A 19603-nucleotide genomic window follows, 5' to 3' on the forward strand; every position below is an offset into this window, starting at 1 on the left:
GCCGCCATCAGCCTCCTCGCCGTCGTCGCCATCGGAGCCTCTCTTTCGAGTTGCGCCACCAGCAATGCCCAGATTGATGAAAGCGTCGCGATCAACGCGGGCTTCAAGACCATCACCCCGAAGACCGCGGCCCAGACGGCCATGCTGGCCAATCTCCCGACGGATCAACTCACTCCATTCACCCACCAAGGAAAGCAGTATTACCTCATCCCAAACCTCGCCAAGACCGAAGCCTACGTCGGCGGACCGAAACAACTCGCGCGCTATGAAAGCCTTCAGGTCGGCGAGGCCGTCACCGACGCCACCCTCAGTCCACTGGCGCTCGCCGACACCGGTCTGGCTTGGGACGAATGGGACGGCTGGGATGACTGGGCCGCCACCGGCTGGTATTGATCTTGCCAGCGACCCCTTTGGCTTAACCATTCGCCGATCGATTTGATCCGGCTTGAATTTATACGGCACGGCCCCTTGTCCCAAGCTCCGGACAAGGGGCCGTTTTCGGTTTCCTGAAGAATCCCCCATCGAGATACGACCCTCGAAGCCATTGACTCGGACGCGCGAGCGAGACGGAAGTGTAGCGAGACGGAAGTTGCATTCTCTCGCCTGGATGATATCCCACCTCAAATGATATCTCAGTTCCCTGCTGGGACTTCACAACCCAACCCACGATACCGATGATCGAAAAACTCCCCTCCCCAACCGACAAGGCCATTGGCTTCAAACTCAGTGGTCGCCTGCATGACGAAGACTACAAGACCTTCGTGCCGCTCGTTGACGAAGCGATCGCCGGAGGCACCGACCGACTCCTCGCCTGGTTCCATGACTTCAAAGGCTGGGATCTCGAGGCACTCTGGGACGACAGCCTTTTCGCCAAGGATCATTCGACAAAGCTCGACCGCATCGCGCTGGTCGGAGAGACACGCTGGGAAGAATGGATGGCCAAGGTTTGCAAACCATTCACGCATGCCGAGATTCGCTATTTCGACGCCCACGAGGTCGATGCCGCCTGGGAGTGGTTGGGCGAGTAGCGATCGTCAGGATCCCTTCAGCTCTCCCGTCGCTTTTGGTTCATGGGTCCGTCCGACCCGCATCCATTCCGGGGCCTTCATACAGCCACGCCAGGAACAGTTGGTAGCAGAGCGCCACGACCACAGCGCCCAGAAACAGCCCCATCACCCCGGACAGGACCAGACCGCCCAGCGCTCCGACCATGATCACCACCATCGGCGTGTCGGTATTCCGCCCCATCAGCACGGGTTTGATGAAATTATCAATCGTGCTCACCACCACGCACAGGATCGCGAACAGCACGGCGGGCATCCCTCCATGGGTAGAGAAAACATAGATCGCAATCGGCAGAAGAATGATCGCCGGCGAAAGCTGGATCACCGCTAGGATCAGGACCAGAAACGCCCACAAGGCCGTCAGGGAAATCCCGATCATCTCCATGCCAATCGCGGCCAATGTGGCCTGAATCAGAGCCGTTCCCACCACTCCCAGAGCCACGCCACGCACCGTTCCCGTGACGAGCTTTCCAAGCTCTAATCCCGAATCCCCCGCCAATCTCAATCCCAGGGCCTGCATCAAACGGTGACAGGCCGGGCCGTTGATCATGAAGATTCCGGCTAGAATCAGCGAGACCGTGAAGCCGATCAGGTCGGCCCCCGCCGTGGCAACCATTCCAAACAACTTGCTTCCATAAGGACTGACGTGGGGCATGAGCTCCCTCAGGAAATGACCTGGATCGTGCACCGCATCGGTCCATTCTTCATACAACCATTCGCCGATCATTGGCCACTCTTTGATCCGCTCGTGAGGCTCTGGAATCTTCAAATCCCCTGCATGCCACTCCCCGACGAGTTTTTGCACGCCTTCCACGGATCCTCCGACAAGCATCACCGCCGGCACGATCAACACCAGAATTGAAACCAGGATGAACGCAATCCCGACCAACTTCCGCCTCCCACCCGCCCGGTCACCTATCTTGCTGAAAACCGGATAGAGTGCCGATGCCAGGATCGCACCCCACAAGATCGGCTTGATGAAGGGAGCAATGATGAAGCACGCCCAGACCACCAATCCGCAGATGACCACCATGCGGATGACCACCTCCATCGCCTCAGCCGTCTGCCCGCGGCCCAATCCCAACTTCTTCATCACCGCGAGGCTATACTGCTCCACCCACCGTCTATCAACCCCCAACTCTGCGACAAGAGCGAGCCATGGCTATCGGATTACAGGTTTCTCGACACTGCCATTCCTTACGATGATGGCACCCGCGAAAAGCACCATCGCCGTGAAGTGAAGCCATACCAGCACCACCAGGATCGACCCGACCTGACCATAGATTCCATAGTGTTTGCCAAAGGAGAGAGCGATCAGTGTCTGGCTCCCCACCTCCCAGATGACGGCCGCGATCATCGCGGCCTGCACACAGGGCCACAGGCGGACGTGTCCTTTTGAGAGAACCTTATAGATGATCGACAGGTTGAAAACATTGATCAGAACACCCAGCAGAAGCGTACCTTCGGTGGAAAAATGAGCAAGTTGCGGCCAGTATTTGCTGATGATTTCCATGGCCCCACGGATCAACAGTCCCGCCACGAAAATCAGCAGGACCGTCGCCGAGGCGAGACCGACGAGCATCAGCGAACGCAAACGGAGCAGCGCGACCCGCTCCGCAGCCCGCAGAACGCCGGCCCGCTGAGCACGATCTCCAAGGTCCCAGATCCGCCCGAAGCCCCGATCGATCTGCGCAAATACGAACGAAGCACTCACGACCAGACCGAGACCTGCCAATGGTCCGCTCATCAACGCGTTGTCCCCGAGGTCGGAAAGCAATTTCCCGAGAGCTTCACTGAACGTCGGAGAAATCTGATTCGAGACGAACTCAAGAAGGCGCTCCTTCGAATCCTGCCCATGGTCAGCAAGGGAGAAGAACCAACCGGCGGCCGCCATCAGAACCAGCATCAAGGGAATGATGGAGACCGACGCGTAGTAGGCCGTGGCGGCGGACAGACCGGCACACTCGTAGTGCGACCATCCCTTCCACCAGGCCATGGCCCAGGCCTTGAATCGGTTCATCATGCCGCAATCCATAACTCGACACCCCGTCGGCGGCAAGAGACCACCGACGCCACGACCCACCGATCACCATCAGCAATCCGGCAACCAGATGCCCCAGGCAGGAGCGACCTTGGCTTGGAAACCGCAGACCGAAGCAGATTTTCCGACCCGGCTCCGTCGCGACTTCTCCCTAGCTTCACCCCGGGTCAGATCCTGCAGGCAAGATCTTGGACCCATCGATCAACAGAGCCAGTCCGCCCCCAAAACCCGCCCCGCCTTGCTCATCTTCCACACGCCCGCAACCATCGATACTCCGGCCATTCCAGCACATACTCCTACTGGTTGCCTGGCAGGTTATTGTGTAAAAAGCACCGTCATTCCCAGCACCTACCCCATGGCTCCGTAGTTTTCCCACAGAAGGCCACAAAGCTAACGAAGCTGGCCCTGCAATAGGGAGAAGGAGTTTAAAACTCCTTTCGCCTCACCCCAGGACCATCATTCTTCCGCATGGCCACCCAAGCCACTTAGCCAATCTCCCCACCGCACAACGGGCATACAAAGTCCGTCTCCATATTCCCCTCCGCTACCTCCCCTTCCTCCTGTAAAAAAACTGACCTCCCACGCACCCCTCGCGATCCTTCTTTCTTTCTGAAATGCTTCGGGCCGAATTCTGCTGCTGGATCGGACAAAGAGTGAAGCCGGACTCTGGGCAGGGGAGCGTGGGCGTCCCGCCCTCTCGGCTGCGGTTGATAAGCGGGCGGGACGCCCACACTCCCCTACCTCCTGTTCAAACCCTGCCCCCAAAAACGCATCACGCTTCCTTCAGCATCCCGATCAACTCCATTGCCGCCGGGGTCAATTGGCGGCGTTTGAGTTTCAGGATGATGGCGTCTGCAATCATCGGCCTTACCGTCGTCTTCAAAGTCACCAACTCACCGCGCTCCACCTCTTCGTCGATCACTTCGATCTCCGCGCCTGAGATCGCATCGGTGCCTTTCACGATGTTCTTCAGCAAGGCGTAGTGATTGCTTCTCAAGCTGAGGGCATCTTCTGCCACATGCTCCGGGTGATGCTCGCGGAGCCAAGCCCGAATCTCGGGTGGCATGGCAGGACCAACAGCCGGATAACTGAAGAGCTCTTCCGGAGTCACCCGCTTCTTCTTCGCCAAAGGATGACCACTACGGCAAAAGTAGTGGATCTCCCTCTCACCTAGCGAGATCGCTTCATACGCCTCGGAGTCATCGGCAATGGACCCGCTTCCGATCGCCAGGTCGATCTTCTGCTCGTCGAGGAGCTTCGGCAGATCGGGAAAGGGCTGGACGATCACGTTCATCCCGAGATGCGGCCGCTTCCGCAACAACTTGGCCAAGGCACGGCTCACTCGCCCATCGGCAAGTGCCGGCCCGCAGCCGATCGAGACGCTCCCCCCATCCCCCCGGCGAACCAGCGCCATATCCCGTTCCAGCTCGTCGATCCGCCCCAGTGCCTCACGCGCCCGTGGATGGAATTGTCGACCCATCGCGGTCAGTTCGAATCCGCGTTTTCGATCAAAAAGCTCGAAACCCAGTTCCCCTTCCAACTTACGAATGCTCGCCGTCAAGGCCGGCTGGCTCATCCCGATCTTTCTCGCCGCCTGACTCAGACTCTCAGCCTTAGCGACTTCCAAAAAATGACTAATTCGTTGTAGATTCCACCGCGACATTCATTTGCTTTATCTATGGATTTCATAGAAAGCAATATTCCTTGCCGATGCTACGTGCGTTTGCGTAGCGTTCCAACTCTTCGCCTTCCTCCTCCCTCGACACCAAGCGTCTCAACCACTGGGGACGAGAACGATCAGGACGCCGAGGGACGACCTAAGCCGCAAGGAACGATCAAGATTCACCAATCAAACCAGCCATGAAATACCGACACCTGCTCGGCGCACTCTGTTGCGCCCTCATCACCACGGCAGCTCAAGCCGCCGACAAACCCAACGTCCTCGTCATCTGGGGAGACGACATCGGCATTGGAAACATCAGCTACTACAACCGTGGTATGATGGGCTATCAGACGCCAAACATCGACCGCATCGCCAACGAAGGAGTCTTTTTCACCGACTACTACGGACAGCAGTCCTGCACCGCCGGTCGCGCCGCCTTCATCAACGGCTCATGCCCGATCCGCACCGGCATGACCAAGGTCGGCATCCCCGGTGCTCCCGAAGGCTGGCAGAAGACCGATGTGACCATGGCAACCGTCATGAAAAGTCTCGGCTACATGACCGGCCAATTCGGCAAGAACCACCAAGGCGACCGCGACGAGCATCTCCCGACCAATCATGGCTTCGACGAGTTCCTCGGAAACCTCTACCACCTCAATGCCGAGGAAGAGCCCGAGAATGAGGACTATCCCGGCGACAAGATCCTTCCCGATGGCCGCACCTTCCGCGAAGCCTTCGGTCCACGTGGCGTCATTCACTCATTCGCCGATGGCAAGATCGAGGACACCGGTCCACTCACCAAGAAGCGCATGGAGACCATCGACGAGGAAACCCTCGCCGCCGCCAAGGACTTCATCACCCGCCAGCACAAGGCCGGCAAACCCTTCTTCTGCTGGTGGAACGGCACCCGCATGCACTTCCGCACCCACGTCAAGGAAGAGCACCGCAATAAGGGCAACGACGAATACACCGACGGCATGATCGAGCACGACATGCACGTCGGCGAACTGCTCAAGCTGCTCGATGAGCTCGGCATCGCCGACAATACCATCGTCCAGTATTCCACTGACAACGGTCCTCACTTCAACACCTGGCCAGACGCCGCCACCACCCCATTCCGCAGCGAAAAGAATTCCAACTGGGAAGGCGCTTACCGCGTTCCCTGCTTCATCAAGTGGCCCGGAAAATTCCCCGCTGGTGAAGTGCGCAACGGCATCGTCTCCCACGAAGACTGGCTTCCCACCTTTGCCGCCGCCGGTGGCAATCCGGAAATCGTCGAGCAGTTGAAGAAGGGCGTCGAACTCAACGGCCGTCCTTACAAGAACTTCCTCGATGGTGCCAACCAGCTCGACTACATCGCGGGCAAGGCCGAAAATTCAGCCCGCCAGCAATTCATGTATGTGAATGATGACGGTAACATCGTCGCCATTCGCTACGAGGACTGGAAAGCCGTGTTTCTCGAAAACCGCGGTCAAGCCTTTGAGGTCTGGCGCGAGCCCTTCGTGGAGCTCCGCGTTCCACTGCTCTTCAACCTGCGTCGAGATCCCTACGAAAAGGCCCAGCACAACTCGAACACCTACAACGACTGGTTCCTCGACCGCGTCTACATCCTCGCCCCCATGCAGCGGCTCGCCGGAAGATTCCTGATGTCCATGGAAGAATACCCGCCCAGCCAATCCCCGGGATCCTTCAACTTGGAAGGTATCAAGAAGAAGATCGAATCCACCATGGGTGGTCGCTAACCGCCGAATCCACTAGGCCGCCGTCCGCAAGGGCGGCGGCTTTCATTTTCAAAACCTCGTCACATGAAACTCGTTACCACATTCCTCTTCTCCATTGTCAGCGCGCTCTCCAGCGGAGCCACCGAACCCGACCGCACCATCATCCCGCTCCCCGAACCGGCCTTCGAAGGCAAGATCGGCGAGACCTACAAGGATTCCGAAGGTGCATGGCCCAAGCTGCCCGCGCCACCCGAAGGCGCGCCCAACGTGCTGCTGATCATGCTCGATGACGTGGGCTTCGGCCAGACCGGCACTTTCGGTGGACCGATCCCGACACCTGCCCTCGACAAGCTGGCCGCGAACGGCCTGCGCTACACCCGCTTTCACACCACCGCTATCTGCGGCCCATCACGCGCTGCCCTCATCACCGGGCGCAACCACCACAACGCCGGCTCCGGCTTCCTTGCCGAGTGGGCGACCGGTTTCCCGAGCTACAACAACATGATCCCGAAAACCACCGCGTCGATTGCAGCCACGCTGAAAGGCAACGGCTATGCGACTTCATGGTTCGGGAAAAACCACAACACGCCCGACTGGGAAAGCAGCGTGGCCGGGCCCTTCGACCGCTGGCCGACCGGCATGGGCTTCGAGTATTTCTACGGCTTCATCGGTGGAGAGACGCACCAGTATTATCCGGTCCTTTTCGAGAACACCCGCGCCGTCGAGCCGGAGACCTCGCCGGAGGAAGGCTATCACCTGATGACCGACATGACCGACCGGGCGATCAACTACATCAAATATTCCAAGTCCGTCGCCCCACAGAAACCATTCTTCCTGTATTTCGCCCCCGGCGCGGCCCACGCCCCGCATCACGCGCCCAAGGAATGGAGTCACAAATTCAAGGGCCAGTTCGATCAGGGCTGGGAGAAGGTCCGCGAGGAAACCTACGCCCGGCAGCTCAAGAACGGCATCATCCCAGCGGATACGAAACTCACACCGCGCCCGGAATGGGTGCCCGCTTGGGACACACTTTCCGCCGATCAGAAGAAACTCTATCTGCGCCTGTTTGAGAACTTCGCGGGCTTCCTCGCCTTCACCGATCACGAGTGCGGACGCCTGATCGACGCCGTCAATCAACTGCCCGACGCCGACAACACGATCATCATCTACATCGTCGGCGACAACGGTGCGAGTTCCGAAGGCGGACCCGATGGCACGCTCAACGAAGTCAAGGCCCTCAACGGTTTCCCAACTCCGCTCGAGGACAACCTGAAGCACCTCGACTCGATCGGTGGTCCCGACACGGAGCCACACTACCCCGTCGGTTGGGCCTGGTCGGGCAACGCGCCGTTCCAGTGGGTCAAGCAGGTGGCTTCCCACCTCGGCGGCACGCGCAATCCCATGATCGTCACCTGGCCCGCGCGCATCAAGGACAAGGGTGGCATCCGCACCCAGTTCACCCATCTCATCGACGTGGTGCCCACCATTCTCGAAGCCGCGCACCTTCCCACACCCAAGACCGTCGACGGCGTGGAACAAAAGCCGCTCGACGGCGTTTCGTTCCTCTCCACCTTCGACAGCGCCGACGCCAAGCCCGTGCGCCAGCGCCAATACTTCGAGGTCTTCAGCAACCGCGCGATCTACGACAATGGCTGGATCGCCTGCGCCCAGCACACCTTCCCGTGGCGTCAGGACTATGCCCCGGGGAATTGGGACAAGGACAAGTGGGAACTCTACCACATCGACGAAGACTTCAGCGAAGCCAACGACCTCGCCGCTGAAATGCCGGACAAGCTCGCGGAAATGAAAGCGCTCTTCGACGAGGAAGCCGAAAAGAACCAAGTCTATCCGCTCGACGACCGCGGCACCGGGCGCATCTACATTCCGAAACCCTCGCCCGGCGGCAGTGACCCAAAACGCACCAAGTTCACCTACTACGCCGGTGCCGTGCGCCTCGCCGAAACCGCCGCCGCGAACACCAAAAACCGCTCCCACACCATCGAAGCCGACATCACCATGCCGGAAAAAGGCGGTGAAGGCGTGCTCGTCGCGATCGGTGGCAGCAGCGGCGGTTACTCGCTCCATGTGCAGGACGGCAAGCTCGTCTATCACTTCAACTGGTTCGACGAAACCCGCACCGTCATCACCTCCAGCGAACCGGTTCCCGCCGGCAAGTCCACCGTCCGCTTCGACTTCGCCTACGACGGTGCCGCCAGCGAACTCGGCAAAAGTGGCACCGGCACTCTTTTCATCAACGACAAGAAAGTCGGCGAGGCGCGCATCGAGAAAACTGTCCCCGGTCGCTTCGGCATCGACACCTTCGGCGTCGGCATGGACACCGGCTCACCCGTTTCCAACACCTACAAACCACCCTTCGCCTTCACCGGCACCATCGAGGAAGTGCGTATTGAACTAAAATGAATCAAATCATAAAATCCAAGTATCTCGCTTTGCTCGCATTCGCTCCGATGCTAGCCACCGCCGAAGAAGGCGGCTCCGGCCACTACATGCCAGGTTCGATGTCATCCTTTGTAGATGGCGTCCCCACAGAGGAAACTTTCATCGCCCGCTACAACTTTCTGCTATGGGATGCCGAGGTCGAAGCTAACCGCACCCTGCCTATCGCCGGTCTCCTAACCGCAGGTGCCGACATTACCAGCTACGCGAATGGTCTAACCCTTCTTTGGCGACCTTCCTGGGGTAGTATCAACGACCGCTGGTCCTACGCCATGAGCGCGACCATTCCCTACGTCGATCTCGATGTCAGCGCCAACGTCATTACTCCGCTCGGCACCGTGCGCCGGTCGGATAGTATTTCAGGTATCGGCGATATCGTCCTGATGCCCGTGATGCTCAACCAGAACATCAGCCCGGATTTCAACATCAACTACCGCCTCGGCGTTTACGCTCCCACGGGAAAATACGAGGTCGGTCGCCTCGCCAACACAGGCAAGAACTACTGGACCATTGAGCCCACTGTAGGCTTCATGTATTTCGGCCAGAAAAACGGACGCGAGGCCTCTGTCTTCTTCGGTGGCGACTTCAACTTTGAGAATTCGGAAACCGATTATCAGACAGGCACTCAACTCCACATCGACGGCACCCTCGCCCAGCACCTGCCTCTTTGGGGCGGACTCATCGGTATCGGTGTCAACGGCTACTGGTATGAACAAGTCGGTAGTGACAGCGGCGCAGGCGCCACCTTTGGTGACTTCAAAGCCCGCACCACCGGCATCGGTCCAGTCCTTTCCTTTGTTTCAAAGATTGCGGACGTGGACATCATCGCAGAACTCAAGTGGCTCCACGAATTCAACACCAAAGATCGCCCCGAAGGCGACTTCATCTGGTTCAAACTCGTCAGCAAATTTTAGTCACCCCAATTTTCAAAATCAGACACTAGCCATGAAACATTTCATTATTGCCCTAGCACTCTGCGGCCTTGCAAATGCAGCACCCTTCGACCGCTCGGTCAAAACGCAGGAAAACTTTGAAGCCGCCATCCCGCGCCTCGAACAGGACAAAGCCGTCGCGGAAAAACTCGCCGCCCTAAAACAGAAAACCGGAAAGAAACCGAACATTTTGTGGATCATCGTCGATGACATGGGCTATGGCGATCCCGGTTGCTACGGAGGAGGTGCCGCGATCGGTGCCGCGACGCCCAACATCGACAAACTGGCAGCGGAAGGACTGAAGCTAACCTCAGCCTACTCACAGCACACTTGCACGCCCACTCGCTCGGCGATTCTCACCGGACGCCTTCCCGTTCGCACCGGCCTCACTCGGCCGATCCTCGCTGGCGACAAGATTACCAAAAACCCATGGGCTGATGAACTCAGCCTGCCCACACTCCTCCGCGAGGCAGGCTATAACACCCTACTCACCGGAAAGTGGCACATCGGTGAAGCCGAAGGCATGCGCCCCCATGATGTCGGTTTCGATGAGTTCTACGGCTACTATCCAGCGCAAAAGGAAATCTCCCAGGGCGTCGATGGGCGTCGCTACCCCGACTTGGTCAATAATCCCGAACGCCTCGCCTCATTCTCTGAAATTGCCCCTGCCAATCATCTCACCCATGGCTTCAAAGGCGGCGAAACAACGCAGCTCGCCCAGGTGAAATCGACCGAAGACATGGGCCGTGCCGACAAGGTCCTCGCCGACTTCACGATCAAGCGCATCAAGGAACTCGCTGCTAGCGACAAGCCCTTCTTCATCGAGCACTGCTTCATGAAGGTCCATGCCGACAACTTCCCCAACCCCGACCTAGGTTCCCTCAGCGCTTCAAAGTATTACTACAAAGAAGGTGTCGCCGAAGTGGATCTTCACACCGGCGAATTTATCAAAGCACTCGAGGAAGCTGGTATCCTCGAAAACACCCTCGTCTTCTTCACCTCCGACAACGGCCCCCAGATGGATAGCTGGCCGGACGGAGGATACACTCCTTTCCGAGGCGGAAAAGGCACCACCTTCGAAGGTGGCCCACGCATCCCCGGCATCGCCTACTGGCCCGGTATGATCGCCCCCGGCCGCCAGAGTGACGATCTTTTCGACCTGATGGACCTCTTCGGTGTCGCCTTGAACCTGGCCGAGGTCAGCCAAGACAAACTGCCCAAGGACAAATACTACGACTTCATCGACAACACCTCCTTCCTCCTCCACGACGAAGGCCAGTCCGCCCGCGAGTCCGTCTACTTCTGGTGGGGTACCACCCTGACGGCCGTGCGCATGAAGGAGTATAAGCTTCACGTGAAGGTCATCCTTCCCCAGGCACCTCACATGAATATCGACTACTCCACGATCAACGATGTGGGCCTCGCACCCTGGCTCTTCAACCTTTACATCGACCCCAAGGAGGCCATGCCCGTCGGCCACCGCCGCAACGCCTGGCTCGCCACCCTCGGTGCCCAACTCAAGAAGCACGGTGCGACCTTCAAAAAGTTCCCGCCGAAAGACGTCGGCCTTGGCATGTAAACCCATTTCTCCTTCATCTACTAAGACAGCCTCAGTTCCATGACTAAACTGATTCCCCTTCTCGCCTTCGCAGCTGCAACCTCTGTCCACGCCGGCGATAAGCAAACTCCAGCCCCCGATCTCTCGAAGCTGGATGGCAAAGAAGCCGAAGCATTTTTCCTCGGGAGCAATGCGATCATCTGGGCCTATCCCACCATCCTATTCGAGGACCTCATGCAAGGGCGCACGCTTCCCGGCATCGTGGAAAAGGGCAACCCCCAGACTGCGGTAAATCAACTCGGCCATGTCCGTAACCTCCGTGGTCCGGAATACAAACAGATCGCCACTCCGAACAACGATACTCTCTATTCACAGGCCTTCTGTGACATCAGCCGAGAACCTCTAGTAATCACTGTCCCAGCAGTCCCTGGCGACCGCTACTACGGCATTCAACTCTGGGATCCTAACGGAGACACTTTCAATTACATCGGAAGTCGGAGTACGGGGCGGGAACCTGGCAGCTACGCCATTTGCGGTCCCTCTTGGAAAGGAACCCTGCCCGATGGCGCTAAACGCATCGATTCGCCATACAATGGATTCGTCTTCTGGTGCCGTACCGGAGTCGATGGCCCCAGCGATCTTGAGAACGCCCGCGCCGTTCAAGACGGACTGCGGCTTACGCCCCTTAGTCAGTTTGGCAAATCCTCAAAGCCTGTCGCTCCGGATCTGGAATTTTCCAAACAACGCGTCGCCATCGAGATTCCTGCCGATCTCCCCGAAGGACTCGAACTCTACTACAAACTTGCCCGCACTCTCAAATTCACCCCTGCCAAGCCCGAACAAGATGCCGTGGTTTTCGCCAGCCTCACCGAGATCGGATTCACTGATCATGGCACGACTTTTGATTACGAGTCGCTCAGTCCGGCCCAGATCTCAGGATTAGCCAAGGGAGCGCAATTCGCGCTTCACCTGATGGACATCAATGCCCAGACCACAGGCCTCATGGTCAATGGCTGGCGATGGAGCCCCAAATCAGGCGTCATGGGCACCGACTACCTCTTCCGTGCCGCATTCGCCAAATGGTTCACCGGCGGCAATGCTCCAGAAGAAGCCATCTACATGGACGCTCGCAGGGATGACCAAGGCGAGGTCTTCAGCGGAACGAAGAATTATACCCTTCACTTCGAGAAAGGCAAAACCCCGCCCGTCGCGGCTTTCTGGTCTTTGTCGATGTATAACCTCGCCGACGGTTCTTTTGTCGAGAATCCGATCAAGCGGTACTCCATCGGCGACCGAACTCCAGGTCTCACCGAAAACCCCGATGGTTCCCTCACCCTTTATCTCCAGCATACGGCTCCGACCGATCCTAACGCTAAAGCCAACTGGCTTCCATCCCCGAAAGAGGGCTTCTATCTGGACCTACGGCTCTACGTGCCAGACGAAAGCTTGGCAAAGGGCACCTGGGCACCGCCCGCCGTCACCCTTTCCAAGTAGCATCCCATGACGACTTCATTCCATCCCCAGACGAGAATTCACTCTTAGACTACTTACTCATATGAAACCACTTCTTCTCCTCACAGCATTCGCGCTCACTGGAAACGCCTTTGCCGATACTCCCAACGACGGTTCTGTCCTTCCCTTCCCGCCCGAGCCCATGGCCGGAGTCACCAAGCAGCGACTGCAGGACTCCACCATGAAATGGCCAGATGCGCCCAAGCGACTTCCCGACAACGCTCCCAACATTCTCGTCATCCTTCTGGATGACGTCGGCTTTGGCGTGGCCGACACCTTCGGTGGCGAAGTCCACACGCCCACTCTCAGCAAGCTTGCCGACGAAGGCATTCGCTATAACGCCTTCCACACCGTCGCCATTTGTTCACCAACCCGCGCCTCTCTCCTTACCGGGCGCAATCACACCCGTGTAGGTTCAGGGACGATCGCAGAACGCGCCGTTGCCTTCGATGGCTACACTGGCATTATCCCAAAGGAAGCCGCCACCATGGCCGAGGTCCTGAAGCACTACGGTTACCATACTTCAGCGTTTGGAAAATGGCACAACACTCCCGCCACCGAAACCACCGCGATGGGCCCCAAGGACCGCTGGCCGAACGGCTACGGATTCGAATACTTTTACGGCTTTCTCGCCGGTGAAACCTCCCAGTGGGAACCACGCCTCGTGGAGAACTACAACTTCGTCGAGCCACCCCACGACGACCCGACCTACCACCTCACAGTCGACATGAAGGACAAGGCGCTCAAGTGGATCGATGAGCACCAGTCCTTCTCCCCGGACAAACCCTTCCTCATGTACTGGGCACCGGGAGCCGTCCACGGTCCGCACCACGTCTTCCCCGAATGGGCCGACAAATACAAAGGCAAGTTCGATGGCGGCTGGGACGCTTACCGCGAACGCACCTTCAAACGCCAACTTGAAATGGGAATCATTCCTCCCGACACCAAGCTGACCCCACGCCACGAAACCATGCCATCCTGGGAGAGCATCCCACAGGAGCAGCGCGCGTTCCAAACCCGCTTGATGGAAGTCTTCGCTGGTTTCGTGGAACACACCGATCATCAGGTCGGAGAACTCGTCGCAGGTCTTGAAAAGCGCGGCCTGCGCGACAATACCATCATCTTCTATATCTTCGGAGACAACGGCTCCAGCGCCGAGGGCCAACAGGGATCCATTTCGGAGCTCCTCGCCCAGAACCAGATTCCCAACACCATCGATCAACAGATCGCCAAACTGAACGAACTCGGAGGCCTTTCCACCCTTGGCTCACCGAAGGTTGATAACATGTATCATGCCGGTTGGGCATGGGCTGGCTCCACACCCTTCAAAAGCACCAAGCTCATCGCTTCCGATTTCGGTGGCACTCGTAACCCTCTCGTCATCTCATGGCCAAAGGGAATCAAAGCCGACAAGAAGATGCGCTCGCAGTTTACCCACGTCGTCGACATCGCACCAACCCTCTACGAGATCCTTGACATCACCCCTCCGAAAGAAGTCAACGGACTCGGACAGGTTCCCATCGATGGCACAAGCCTCGCCTACACCTTCGAAAATGCTGATGCACCAAATGCCAAGAAAGAACAGTTCTTCGACAATAACGGCAGCAGTGGCTTCTACCAAGACGGCTGGTACGCCAGCACCTTCGGTCCACTCATCCCTTGGCTCAACGCCCAGAAGGGCCTTTCCGAATGGGATTCCGCCAAAGACGTCTGGCAACTCTACAAACTGGACGACGACTTCTCGCAGGCCACCGACATTTCATCAACACACCCGGAGAAGCTCAAGGAACTGAGGGAGCGGTTCCTCACTGTCGCAGAAGAGAACAAGGCCTTCCCCATTGGAGCCGGCATCTGGTTGCGTCTCCACCCGAAGGATCTTCACAAAACCAGCTACACCAGTTGGAACTTCAATGCCAATACCCGCCGCATGCCAGAGTTCACCGCACCAGGGCTCGGCAAGCAGAGCAACAAGGTCGTCATTGAACTCGAGACCAAGGCAAACTCGAACGGCGTCCTCTACGCCCTCGGTGGAGCCAGCGGTGGCCTCGCCCTCTACATGGAGGACGGCCACCTCATCTACCGCTACAACATGATGATCATCGAGCAGTACGTCGCCAAAAGCAAAGAACCGCTCAGCGCTGGCAAGCACACCATCGAAGTCATCACCACGATTCCAAAACCGGGCGCACCCGGAACCGTGACCGTCAGTGTCGACGGAAATCAAGTCGCCACCACCGAACTGAAACGCACCGTCCCCCTTGCCTTCACTGCCAGCGAGACCTTCGATGTCGGAGTCGACCTCGGCTCCACCGTTTCCCTTGATTATCTTGAGAAACGTCCCTTCGCCTTCACCGGCACCATCGAAGAAGTGCGCATCGAACTAAAATAATCTAACAACATGAAAGCCAAATACTCACTCCTCGCCGTCCTCGGCGGCGTTCTCGCACTGGCGTCTGCCCATGCAGCGAACAAAAAGCCCAACATCCTCGTCATCTTTCCAGATGATGTCGGTTGGCAAAATGTCAGTGCCTATGGCCACGGCACCATGGGCTACCGGACGCCCAATATCGACCGTATCGCCCGCGAGGGTGCCATGTTCACCGATCATTACGCCCAGCCGTCCTGCACCGCTGGTCGCGCCGCCTTCATCACCGGACAGTATCCCATCCGCTCCGGCATGACCACGGTCGGCCGGCCCGGCGCGGCGCTCGGCCTGAAGCCGGAATCTCCAACTCTGGCGGAAGTGCTCAAGCCCTTGGGCTACGCCACCGGACAGTTCGGCAAGAACCACCTCGGCGACCGCAACGAACACCTGCCCACCGTGCATGGATTCGACGAATTTTTCGGCAACCTCTATCACCTCAACACCCAGGAGGAATTCGAGCAGGTGGACTATCCGAAGGATCCGGAATTCTTCAAGAAATACGGCACCCGCGGCGTGCTACATAGCTTCGCCACCGATGTGGATGACCCGACCGTCGATCCCCGCTTTGGGAAAGTCGGCAAACAGAAGATCGAAGACACCGGACAACTCGGGCGCGAGCGGATGAAGACGATGGACGAGACCTTCATGGCTTCCAGCCTCGACTTCATGAAGCGCGCCAAGGAAGCCGACAAGCCGTTCTTCGTCTGGCTCAACACCTGCCGCATGCACATGTACACCCGGCTTAAAGACGAGCACCGCTACCTTGCCCAGCCCTACACCACCGAGCATGATTTCTACGGCAGCGGATTGATCGAGCACGACATGCAAATCGGAAAGCTGCTAGATGACATGAAAGCCATGGGTGTCTTGGACAATACGATTGTCGTATACACCACCGACAACGGCCCCGAGCACAGCGCCCGCCTCCACGGTGGCACCACACCCTTCCGCGGTGAAAAAATGACCACTTATGAAGGCGGTGTGCGCGTCCCGATGATGGTGCGCTGGCCCGGTCACATTCCCGCAGGCAAGGTGCTCAGCGGAATCCAGTCACACATGGACATCTTCACCACCCTCGCTGCCGCTGCGGGCGAACCCGAGGTCGCGGAGAAGATGCGCACCGAGCGCAAGCAATACATCGATGGCGTCAACAACCTCGATTACTGGCTCGGCAAGACCGAGGAAAGCGCCCGCGACAACTTTATCTACTACCACGAGTCCACCGTTCGGGCGATCCGCTATCAGCAGTGGAAGCTGAACTTCGAGACCAGCGAGAATTACTACGATCCCTACGTGAAACAGAAATTCCCCGTGATCTTCAACCTCCGCATGGATCCCTTCGAAAGCTTTGACGGTGTCACCGACCGCTCCGACATCGTCCAGGCCAAGCAGTGGCTCAACGAACCGGTGCAGGAAATACTCGGCGAGCACATCGAGTCGCTCACCGAATTTCCTCCGGCCCAGAAAGCCGCGACCTTCGACTTCAGCGAGTTGATGAAGTCGTTGATGTCCGGAAAACAGTAACTGTGATTTCAAAGACCGGGTGACTGGCGAACCGCCGGAACCCGGTCTTTTTTCTTTGAACCACCGAGACCCATGAAAACTGCGGCCAAGCCTTCGAGATCGGGCGTGAGCCTTTCACCGAACTGCGCGTGCCGCTGCTCTTAAAGCTCGACCATATCCACAAGAAGATCGCCGAGTCCATGGGCGGTCGCTAAATTACCAACCCAATCCAACCATGCATGTCACACGAACTCTCACCATCCTCGGGACCATCCTATTAACGAGCCTCCACGCCGAAGAAGGCGGCGCGGGCCACTATGTGCCCGGCTCAATGGCCACCCTCATCGACCTGCCACCCACCAAACCCGGCTGGGTCATTGAAAGCGTCTATCTTCGCTACGAAGGCAGCGCCAGTGCCTCCCGCAACCTGCCCATCGGCGGCCTGCTTGCCGCCAATCTCGATGCCACCAGCGATGCCGCACTGCTCGGCGGCTTCTACACCTTCGATGATCAAGTCGCCGGGGCCTGGTACAGCGTTGGAGGTTTTCTTCCCTACGTCTGGATGGACGCCACCGCAACTGTCGGCGTCGGCCCGCTCGCCCGCGCCATCAGCGATAGCGATGACGGCCTCGGCGACATCACACTCATCCCCTTACTCATGGGCTGGAAATGCGGAGACTGGCAGTACAACGCCGCGCTTCCCATCTACGCCCCGACCGGCAATTACGAGGTCGGCCGTCTCGCCAATACCGGCCGCAACTACTGGACCTTCGACCCCACCATCGGCATCTCCTACAACGGTGCCACCAACGGCCTCAACGCCGCCCTGCACACCGGCTTCGCGATCAACACCGAGAACAACGACACCAACTACCAGAGCGGCACCGTCTGGCACACCGAGCTGAGCGTTCAACAACTCCTGCCCGTCGGGCCCGGTTTCCTCGGCATCGGATTCAACGCCTTCTACTACGACCAGATCACCGGGGACAGCGGCAGCGGCGCAAGACTCGGAGATTTCGAAGGCCGCACCTCGGGCATTGGCCCCGTCATCAGCTACGTCCTCCCTGTTGGCGAAAATACCTTTGTCGCCGAGGCCCGCTGGCTTCCCGAGTTCGATACCCAAAACCGTCTCGAAGGCGACTACTTCTGGCTGAAGCTCATCTACCAGTTCTGATTACCCTCTTCCCGAAGCCTGTTCCAAAGCCATGACTCATCAGGCCGTCGTCAAATTCGGTCTTCCGGCCTTCATCTGTCTGGTCAATAGCTGCACCAGCCTCCCCACCGACTATCCGAGAACGTCCTCAGCCGCCCTCAAACAACACGTCTCCACCGGCTTCACCCGCATAAAGGCCGCCATCATCAGCCTCCTGCCGATCGAGGGTCAGCTCTGACCACGCTAGGCCCACCTGACAGGTCCCACCACCGAAGGAAACTCACCAATCCGACGAGAGCCGTTCATCCAAGCGCTCTAACAGCCAACTTGCAGTCCGACGACCTCATCTATTAACCACGACAAACTTTCAACGAACCCTCACCTTCGCTCCAAAAATTCAAAATCTCGAATAAGAAGGTTGGCACCCGAAGAATGATCTCCCAAAAAGTATCGCAGCGTAATTAATCGTGGCTGACGATTCCACGAACCGTCAGCTTCATCCCCCCATCAAACTGAAAACATCATGAAAAACAAACTAGTCGCCGAGTTCTTCGGCACCTTCTGGCTCGTCTTTGGCGGTTGCGGTAGCGCCGTTCTATCAGCGGGATTCCTCACCCAGATCGACGGCAACCCGATCCACCTCGGTATCGGCTTCGTCGGCGTCGCTCTCGCCTTTGGACTCACGGTCCTGACCATGGCCTACGCCATCGGCCACATTTCAGGATGTCACCTGAACCCCGCCGTCTCCATCGGCCTTGCCGTCGGCGGTAGACATCCTTGGTCGGAAGTCGGTCCCTACATTGCCGCCCAAGTCGTGGGAGGCATCGCCGGTGCCGGTGTGCTTGCGATCATCGCCAGTGGGAAAGAGGGCTTTGACTTCGCCGGGGGCTTCGCCTCAAACGGCTTCGGCGAGCACTCGCCAGGGGGTTATACCATGCTCGCCTGCTTGGTGGCTGAGATCGTCCTGACCTTCTTCTTCCTGCTCATCATCCTCGGAGCGACGGACAAGCGCGCCCCCGCCGGCCTCGCGCCGATCGCCATCGGCCTGGGACTTACTCTCATTCACTTGATCGGCATCCCCGTCACCAACCTCTCGGTCAACCCTGCCCGCAGCACCGGCCCCGCCGTGTTCGTCGGTGGCTGGGCCATCTCACAACTGTGGCTTTTCTGGCTGGCACCGATCGTCGGCGGAGCCCTTGCAGGCATCGTCTATCCTCTCTTCGCAGGAAAGGACGACAAATAGCCGCCCATTCATCACCTCTGCTCGCCATCCCGCAACCTGCGGAGGCGAGCGGAGGCCTTCATCCTATTGATCCGATCCATCCTGGTCCGGTTTTTTTCCCAGTCTGATCGCCCGAATCCACCCGCTGAAATTTCGGCCTTCCCGGCTTTGCCTTGGGACCCTAGACAAGACGCGAATCATCACGAGAACACATGAAATTCATCAAAGCCGCCATCAGCCTCCTCGCCGTCGTCGCCATCGGAGCCTCTCTTTCGAGTTGCGCCACCAGCAATGCCCAGATTGATGAAAGCGTCGCGATCAACGCGGGCTTCAAGACCATCACCCCGAAGAC

15 protein-coding genes are annotated in these 19603 nt (G+C 58.3%); 12 read left to right on the forward strand and 3 right to left on the reverse strand.

Annotated features, from left to right (window positions below; genetic code table 11):
* Together WBG04_RS09995 and WBG04_RS10000 are read left to right on the forward strand one after the other, a co-directional pair.
* Nucleotides 1–393 (forward strand): hypothetical protein (locus tag WBG04_RS09995; protein ID WP_424314272.1); only part of this gene is annotated, 393 nt, incomplete at its 5' end.
* 281 nt (nucleotides 394–674) lie between these two features.
* Nucleotides 675–1028, forward strand: a complete 354-nt coding sequence (locus tag WBG04_RS10000; protein ID WP_424314273.1) for an STAS/SEC14 domain-containing protein — start codon at nucleotides 675–677, stop codon at nucleotides 1026–1028.
* A 40-nt stretch (nucleotides 1029–1068) separates the two neighbouring features.
* On the opposite strand, the gene WBG04_RS10005 is transcribed toward WBG04_RS10000, so the two are convergent.
* The 3 genes from WBG04_RS10005 to WBG04_RS10015 form a co-directional block, all read right to left on the reverse strand.
* A complete protein-coding gene (locus WBG04_RS10005) occupies nucleotides 1069–2157 on the reverse strand; it encodes an AI-2E family transporter (protein ID WP_424314274.1) in 1089 nt (362 codons plus the stop codon).
* Nucleotides 2158–2226: 69 nt separating this feature from the next.
* On the reverse strand, nucleotides 2227–3087 hold the full coding sequence (locus WBG04_RS10010) for a YihY/virulence factor BrkB family protein (RefSeq protein ID WP_424314275.1): 861 nt from the start codon (nucleotides 3085–3087) through the stop codon (nucleotides 2227–2229).
* A 790-nt stretch (nucleotides 3088–3877) separates the two neighbouring features.
* On the reverse strand, nucleotides 3878–4768 hold the full coding sequence (locus tag WBG04_RS10015) for a LysR substrate-binding domain-containing protein (RefSeq protein ID WP_424314276.1): 891 nt from the start codon (nucleotides 4766–4768) through the stop codon (nucleotides 3878–3880).
* Nucleotides 4769–4965: 197 nt separating this feature from the next.
* On the opposite strand from WBG04_RS10015, the gene WBG04_RS10020 reads away from it, so the two are divergent.
* From WBG04_RS10020 to aqpZ, 10 genes are all read left to right on the forward strand, one after another.
* Nucleotides 4966–6510, forward strand: coding sequence for an arylsulfatase (locus WBG04_RS10020; RefSeq protein WP_424314277.1), 1545 nt, complete (start codon nucleotides 4966–4968; stop codon nucleotides 6508–6510).
* 63 nt (nucleotides 6511–6573) lie between these two features.
* Complete coding sequence (locus tag WBG04_RS10025; protein WP_424314278.1) at nucleotides 6574–8910, forward strand: sulfatase-like hydrolase/transferase; 2337 nt, start codon at nucleotides 6574–6576, stop codon at nucleotides 8908–8910.
* Nucleotides 8907–9860 carry a SphA family protein gene (locus tag WBG04_RS10030; RefSeq protein WP_424314279.1) on the forward strand — a complete coding sequence of 318 codons (954 nt, stop codon included), beginning with the start codon at nucleotides 8907–8909 and terminating at the stop codon, nucleotides 9858–9860. Before WBG04_RS10025 ends, WBG04_RS10030 begins: the two co-directional genes overlap by 4 nt.
* A 31-nt stretch (nucleotides 9861–9891) precedes the next feature.
* Nucleotides 9892–11457 carry an arylsulfatase gene (locus WBG04_RS10035; RefSeq protein WP_424314280.1) on the forward strand — a complete coding sequence of 522 codons (1566 nt, stop codon included), beginning with the start codon at nucleotides 9892–9894 and terminating at the stop codon, nucleotides 11455–11457.
* Between the two features lie 39 nt (nucleotides 11458–11496).
* Nucleotides 11497–12930, forward strand: a complete 1434-nt coding sequence (locus WBG04_RS10040) for a DUF1254 domain-containing protein (protein ID WP_424314281.1) — start codon at nucleotides 11497–11499, stop codon at nucleotides 12928–12930.
* A 61-nt stretch (nucleotides 12931–12991) separates the two neighbouring features.
* Entirely contained in the window at nucleotides 12992–15337 is a 2346-nt protein-coding gene (locus WBG04_RS10045) for a sulfatase-like hydrolase/transferase (protein ID WP_424314282.1), read from the forward strand.
* 9 nt (nucleotides 15338–15346) lie between these two features.
* Entirely contained in the window at nucleotides 15347–16897 is a 1551-nt protein-coding gene (locus WBG04_RS10050) for an arylsulfatase (protein WP_424314283.1), read from the forward strand.
* A gap of 214 nt (nucleotides 16898–17111) precedes the next feature.
* Nucleotides 17112–18050, forward strand: a complete 939-nt coding sequence (locus tag WBG04_RS10055) for a SphA family protein (protein WP_424314284.1) — start codon at nucleotides 17112–17114, stop codon at nucleotides 18048–18050.
* Nucleotides 18051–18081: 31 nt separating this feature from the next.
* On the forward strand, nucleotides 18082–18267 hold the full coding sequence (locus WBG04_RS10060) for a hypothetical protein (protein ID WP_424314285.1): 186 nt from the start codon (nucleotides 18082–18084) through the stop codon (nucleotides 18265–18267).
* A 285-nt stretch (nucleotides 18268–18552) separates the two neighbouring features.
* Nucleotides 18553–19272, forward strand: coding sequence for an aquaporin Z (gene aqpZ, locus WBG04_RS10065; protein ID WP_424314286.1), 720 nt, complete (start codon nucleotides 18553–18555; stop codon nucleotides 19270–19272).
* Nucleotides 19273–19603: the final 331 nt, after the last annotated feature.

The sequence above is a fragment of the Haloferula sp. genome, assembly GCF_049672945.1.
Lineage (GTDB): Bacteria > Verrucomicrobiota > Verrucomicrobiia > Verrucomicrobiales > Akkermansiaceae > Haloferula.

Coding starts and splice junctions, on each gene's coding strand:
- WBG04_RS10000 (WP_424314273.1), top strand. CDS start 675: ATGATCGAAAAACTCCCCTCCCCAACCGACAAGGCCATTGGCTTCAAA.
- WBG04_RS10005 (WP_424314274.1), bottom strand. CDS start 2,157: ATGAAGAAGTTGGGATTGGGCCGCGGGCAGACGGCTGAGGCGATGGAG.
- WBG04_RS10010 (WP_424314275.1), bottom strand. CDS start 3,087: ATGATGAACCGATTCAAGGCCTGGGCCATGGCCTGGTGGAAGGGATGG.
- WBG04_RS10015 (WP_424314276.1), bottom strand. CDS start 4,768: ATGTCGCGGTGGAATCTACAACGAATTAGTCATTTTTTGGAAGTCGCT.
- WBG04_RS10020 (WP_424314277.1), top strand. CDS start 4,966: ATGAAATACCGACACCTGCTCGGCGCACTCTGTTGCGCCCTCATCACC.
- WBG04_RS10025 (WP_424314278.1), top strand. CDS start 6,574: ATGAAACTCGTTACCACATTCCTCTTCTCCATTGTCAGCGCGCTCTCC.
- WBG04_RS10030 (WP_424314279.1), top strand. CDS start 8,907: ATGAATCAAATCATAAAATCCAAGTATCTCGCTTTGCTCGCATTCGCT.
- WBG04_RS10035 (WP_424314280.1), top strand. CDS start 9,892: ATGAAACATTTCATTATTGCCCTAGCACTCTGCGGCCTTGCAAATGCA.
- WBG04_RS10040 (WP_424314281.1), top strand. CDS start 11,497: ATGACTAAACTGATTCCCCTTCTCGCCTTCGCAGCTGCAACCTCTGTC.
- WBG04_RS10045 (WP_424314282.1), top strand. CDS start 12,992: ATGAAACCACTTCTTCTCCTCACAGCATTCGCGCTCACTGGAAACGCC.
- WBG04_RS10050 (WP_424314283.1), top strand. CDS start 15,347: ATGAAAGCCAAATACTCACTCCTCGCCGTCCTCGGCGGCGTTCTCGCA.
- WBG04_RS10055 (WP_424314284.1), top strand. CDS start 17,112: ATGCATGTCACACGAACTCTCACCATCCTCGGGACCATCCTATTAACG.
- WBG04_RS10060 (WP_424314285.1), top strand. CDS start 18,082: ATGACTCATCAGGCCGTCGTCAAATTCGGTCTTCCGGCCTTCATCTGT.
- aqpZ (WP_424314286.1), top strand. CDS start 18,553: ATGAAAAACAAACTAGTCGCCGAGTTCTTCGGCACCTTCTGGCTCGTC.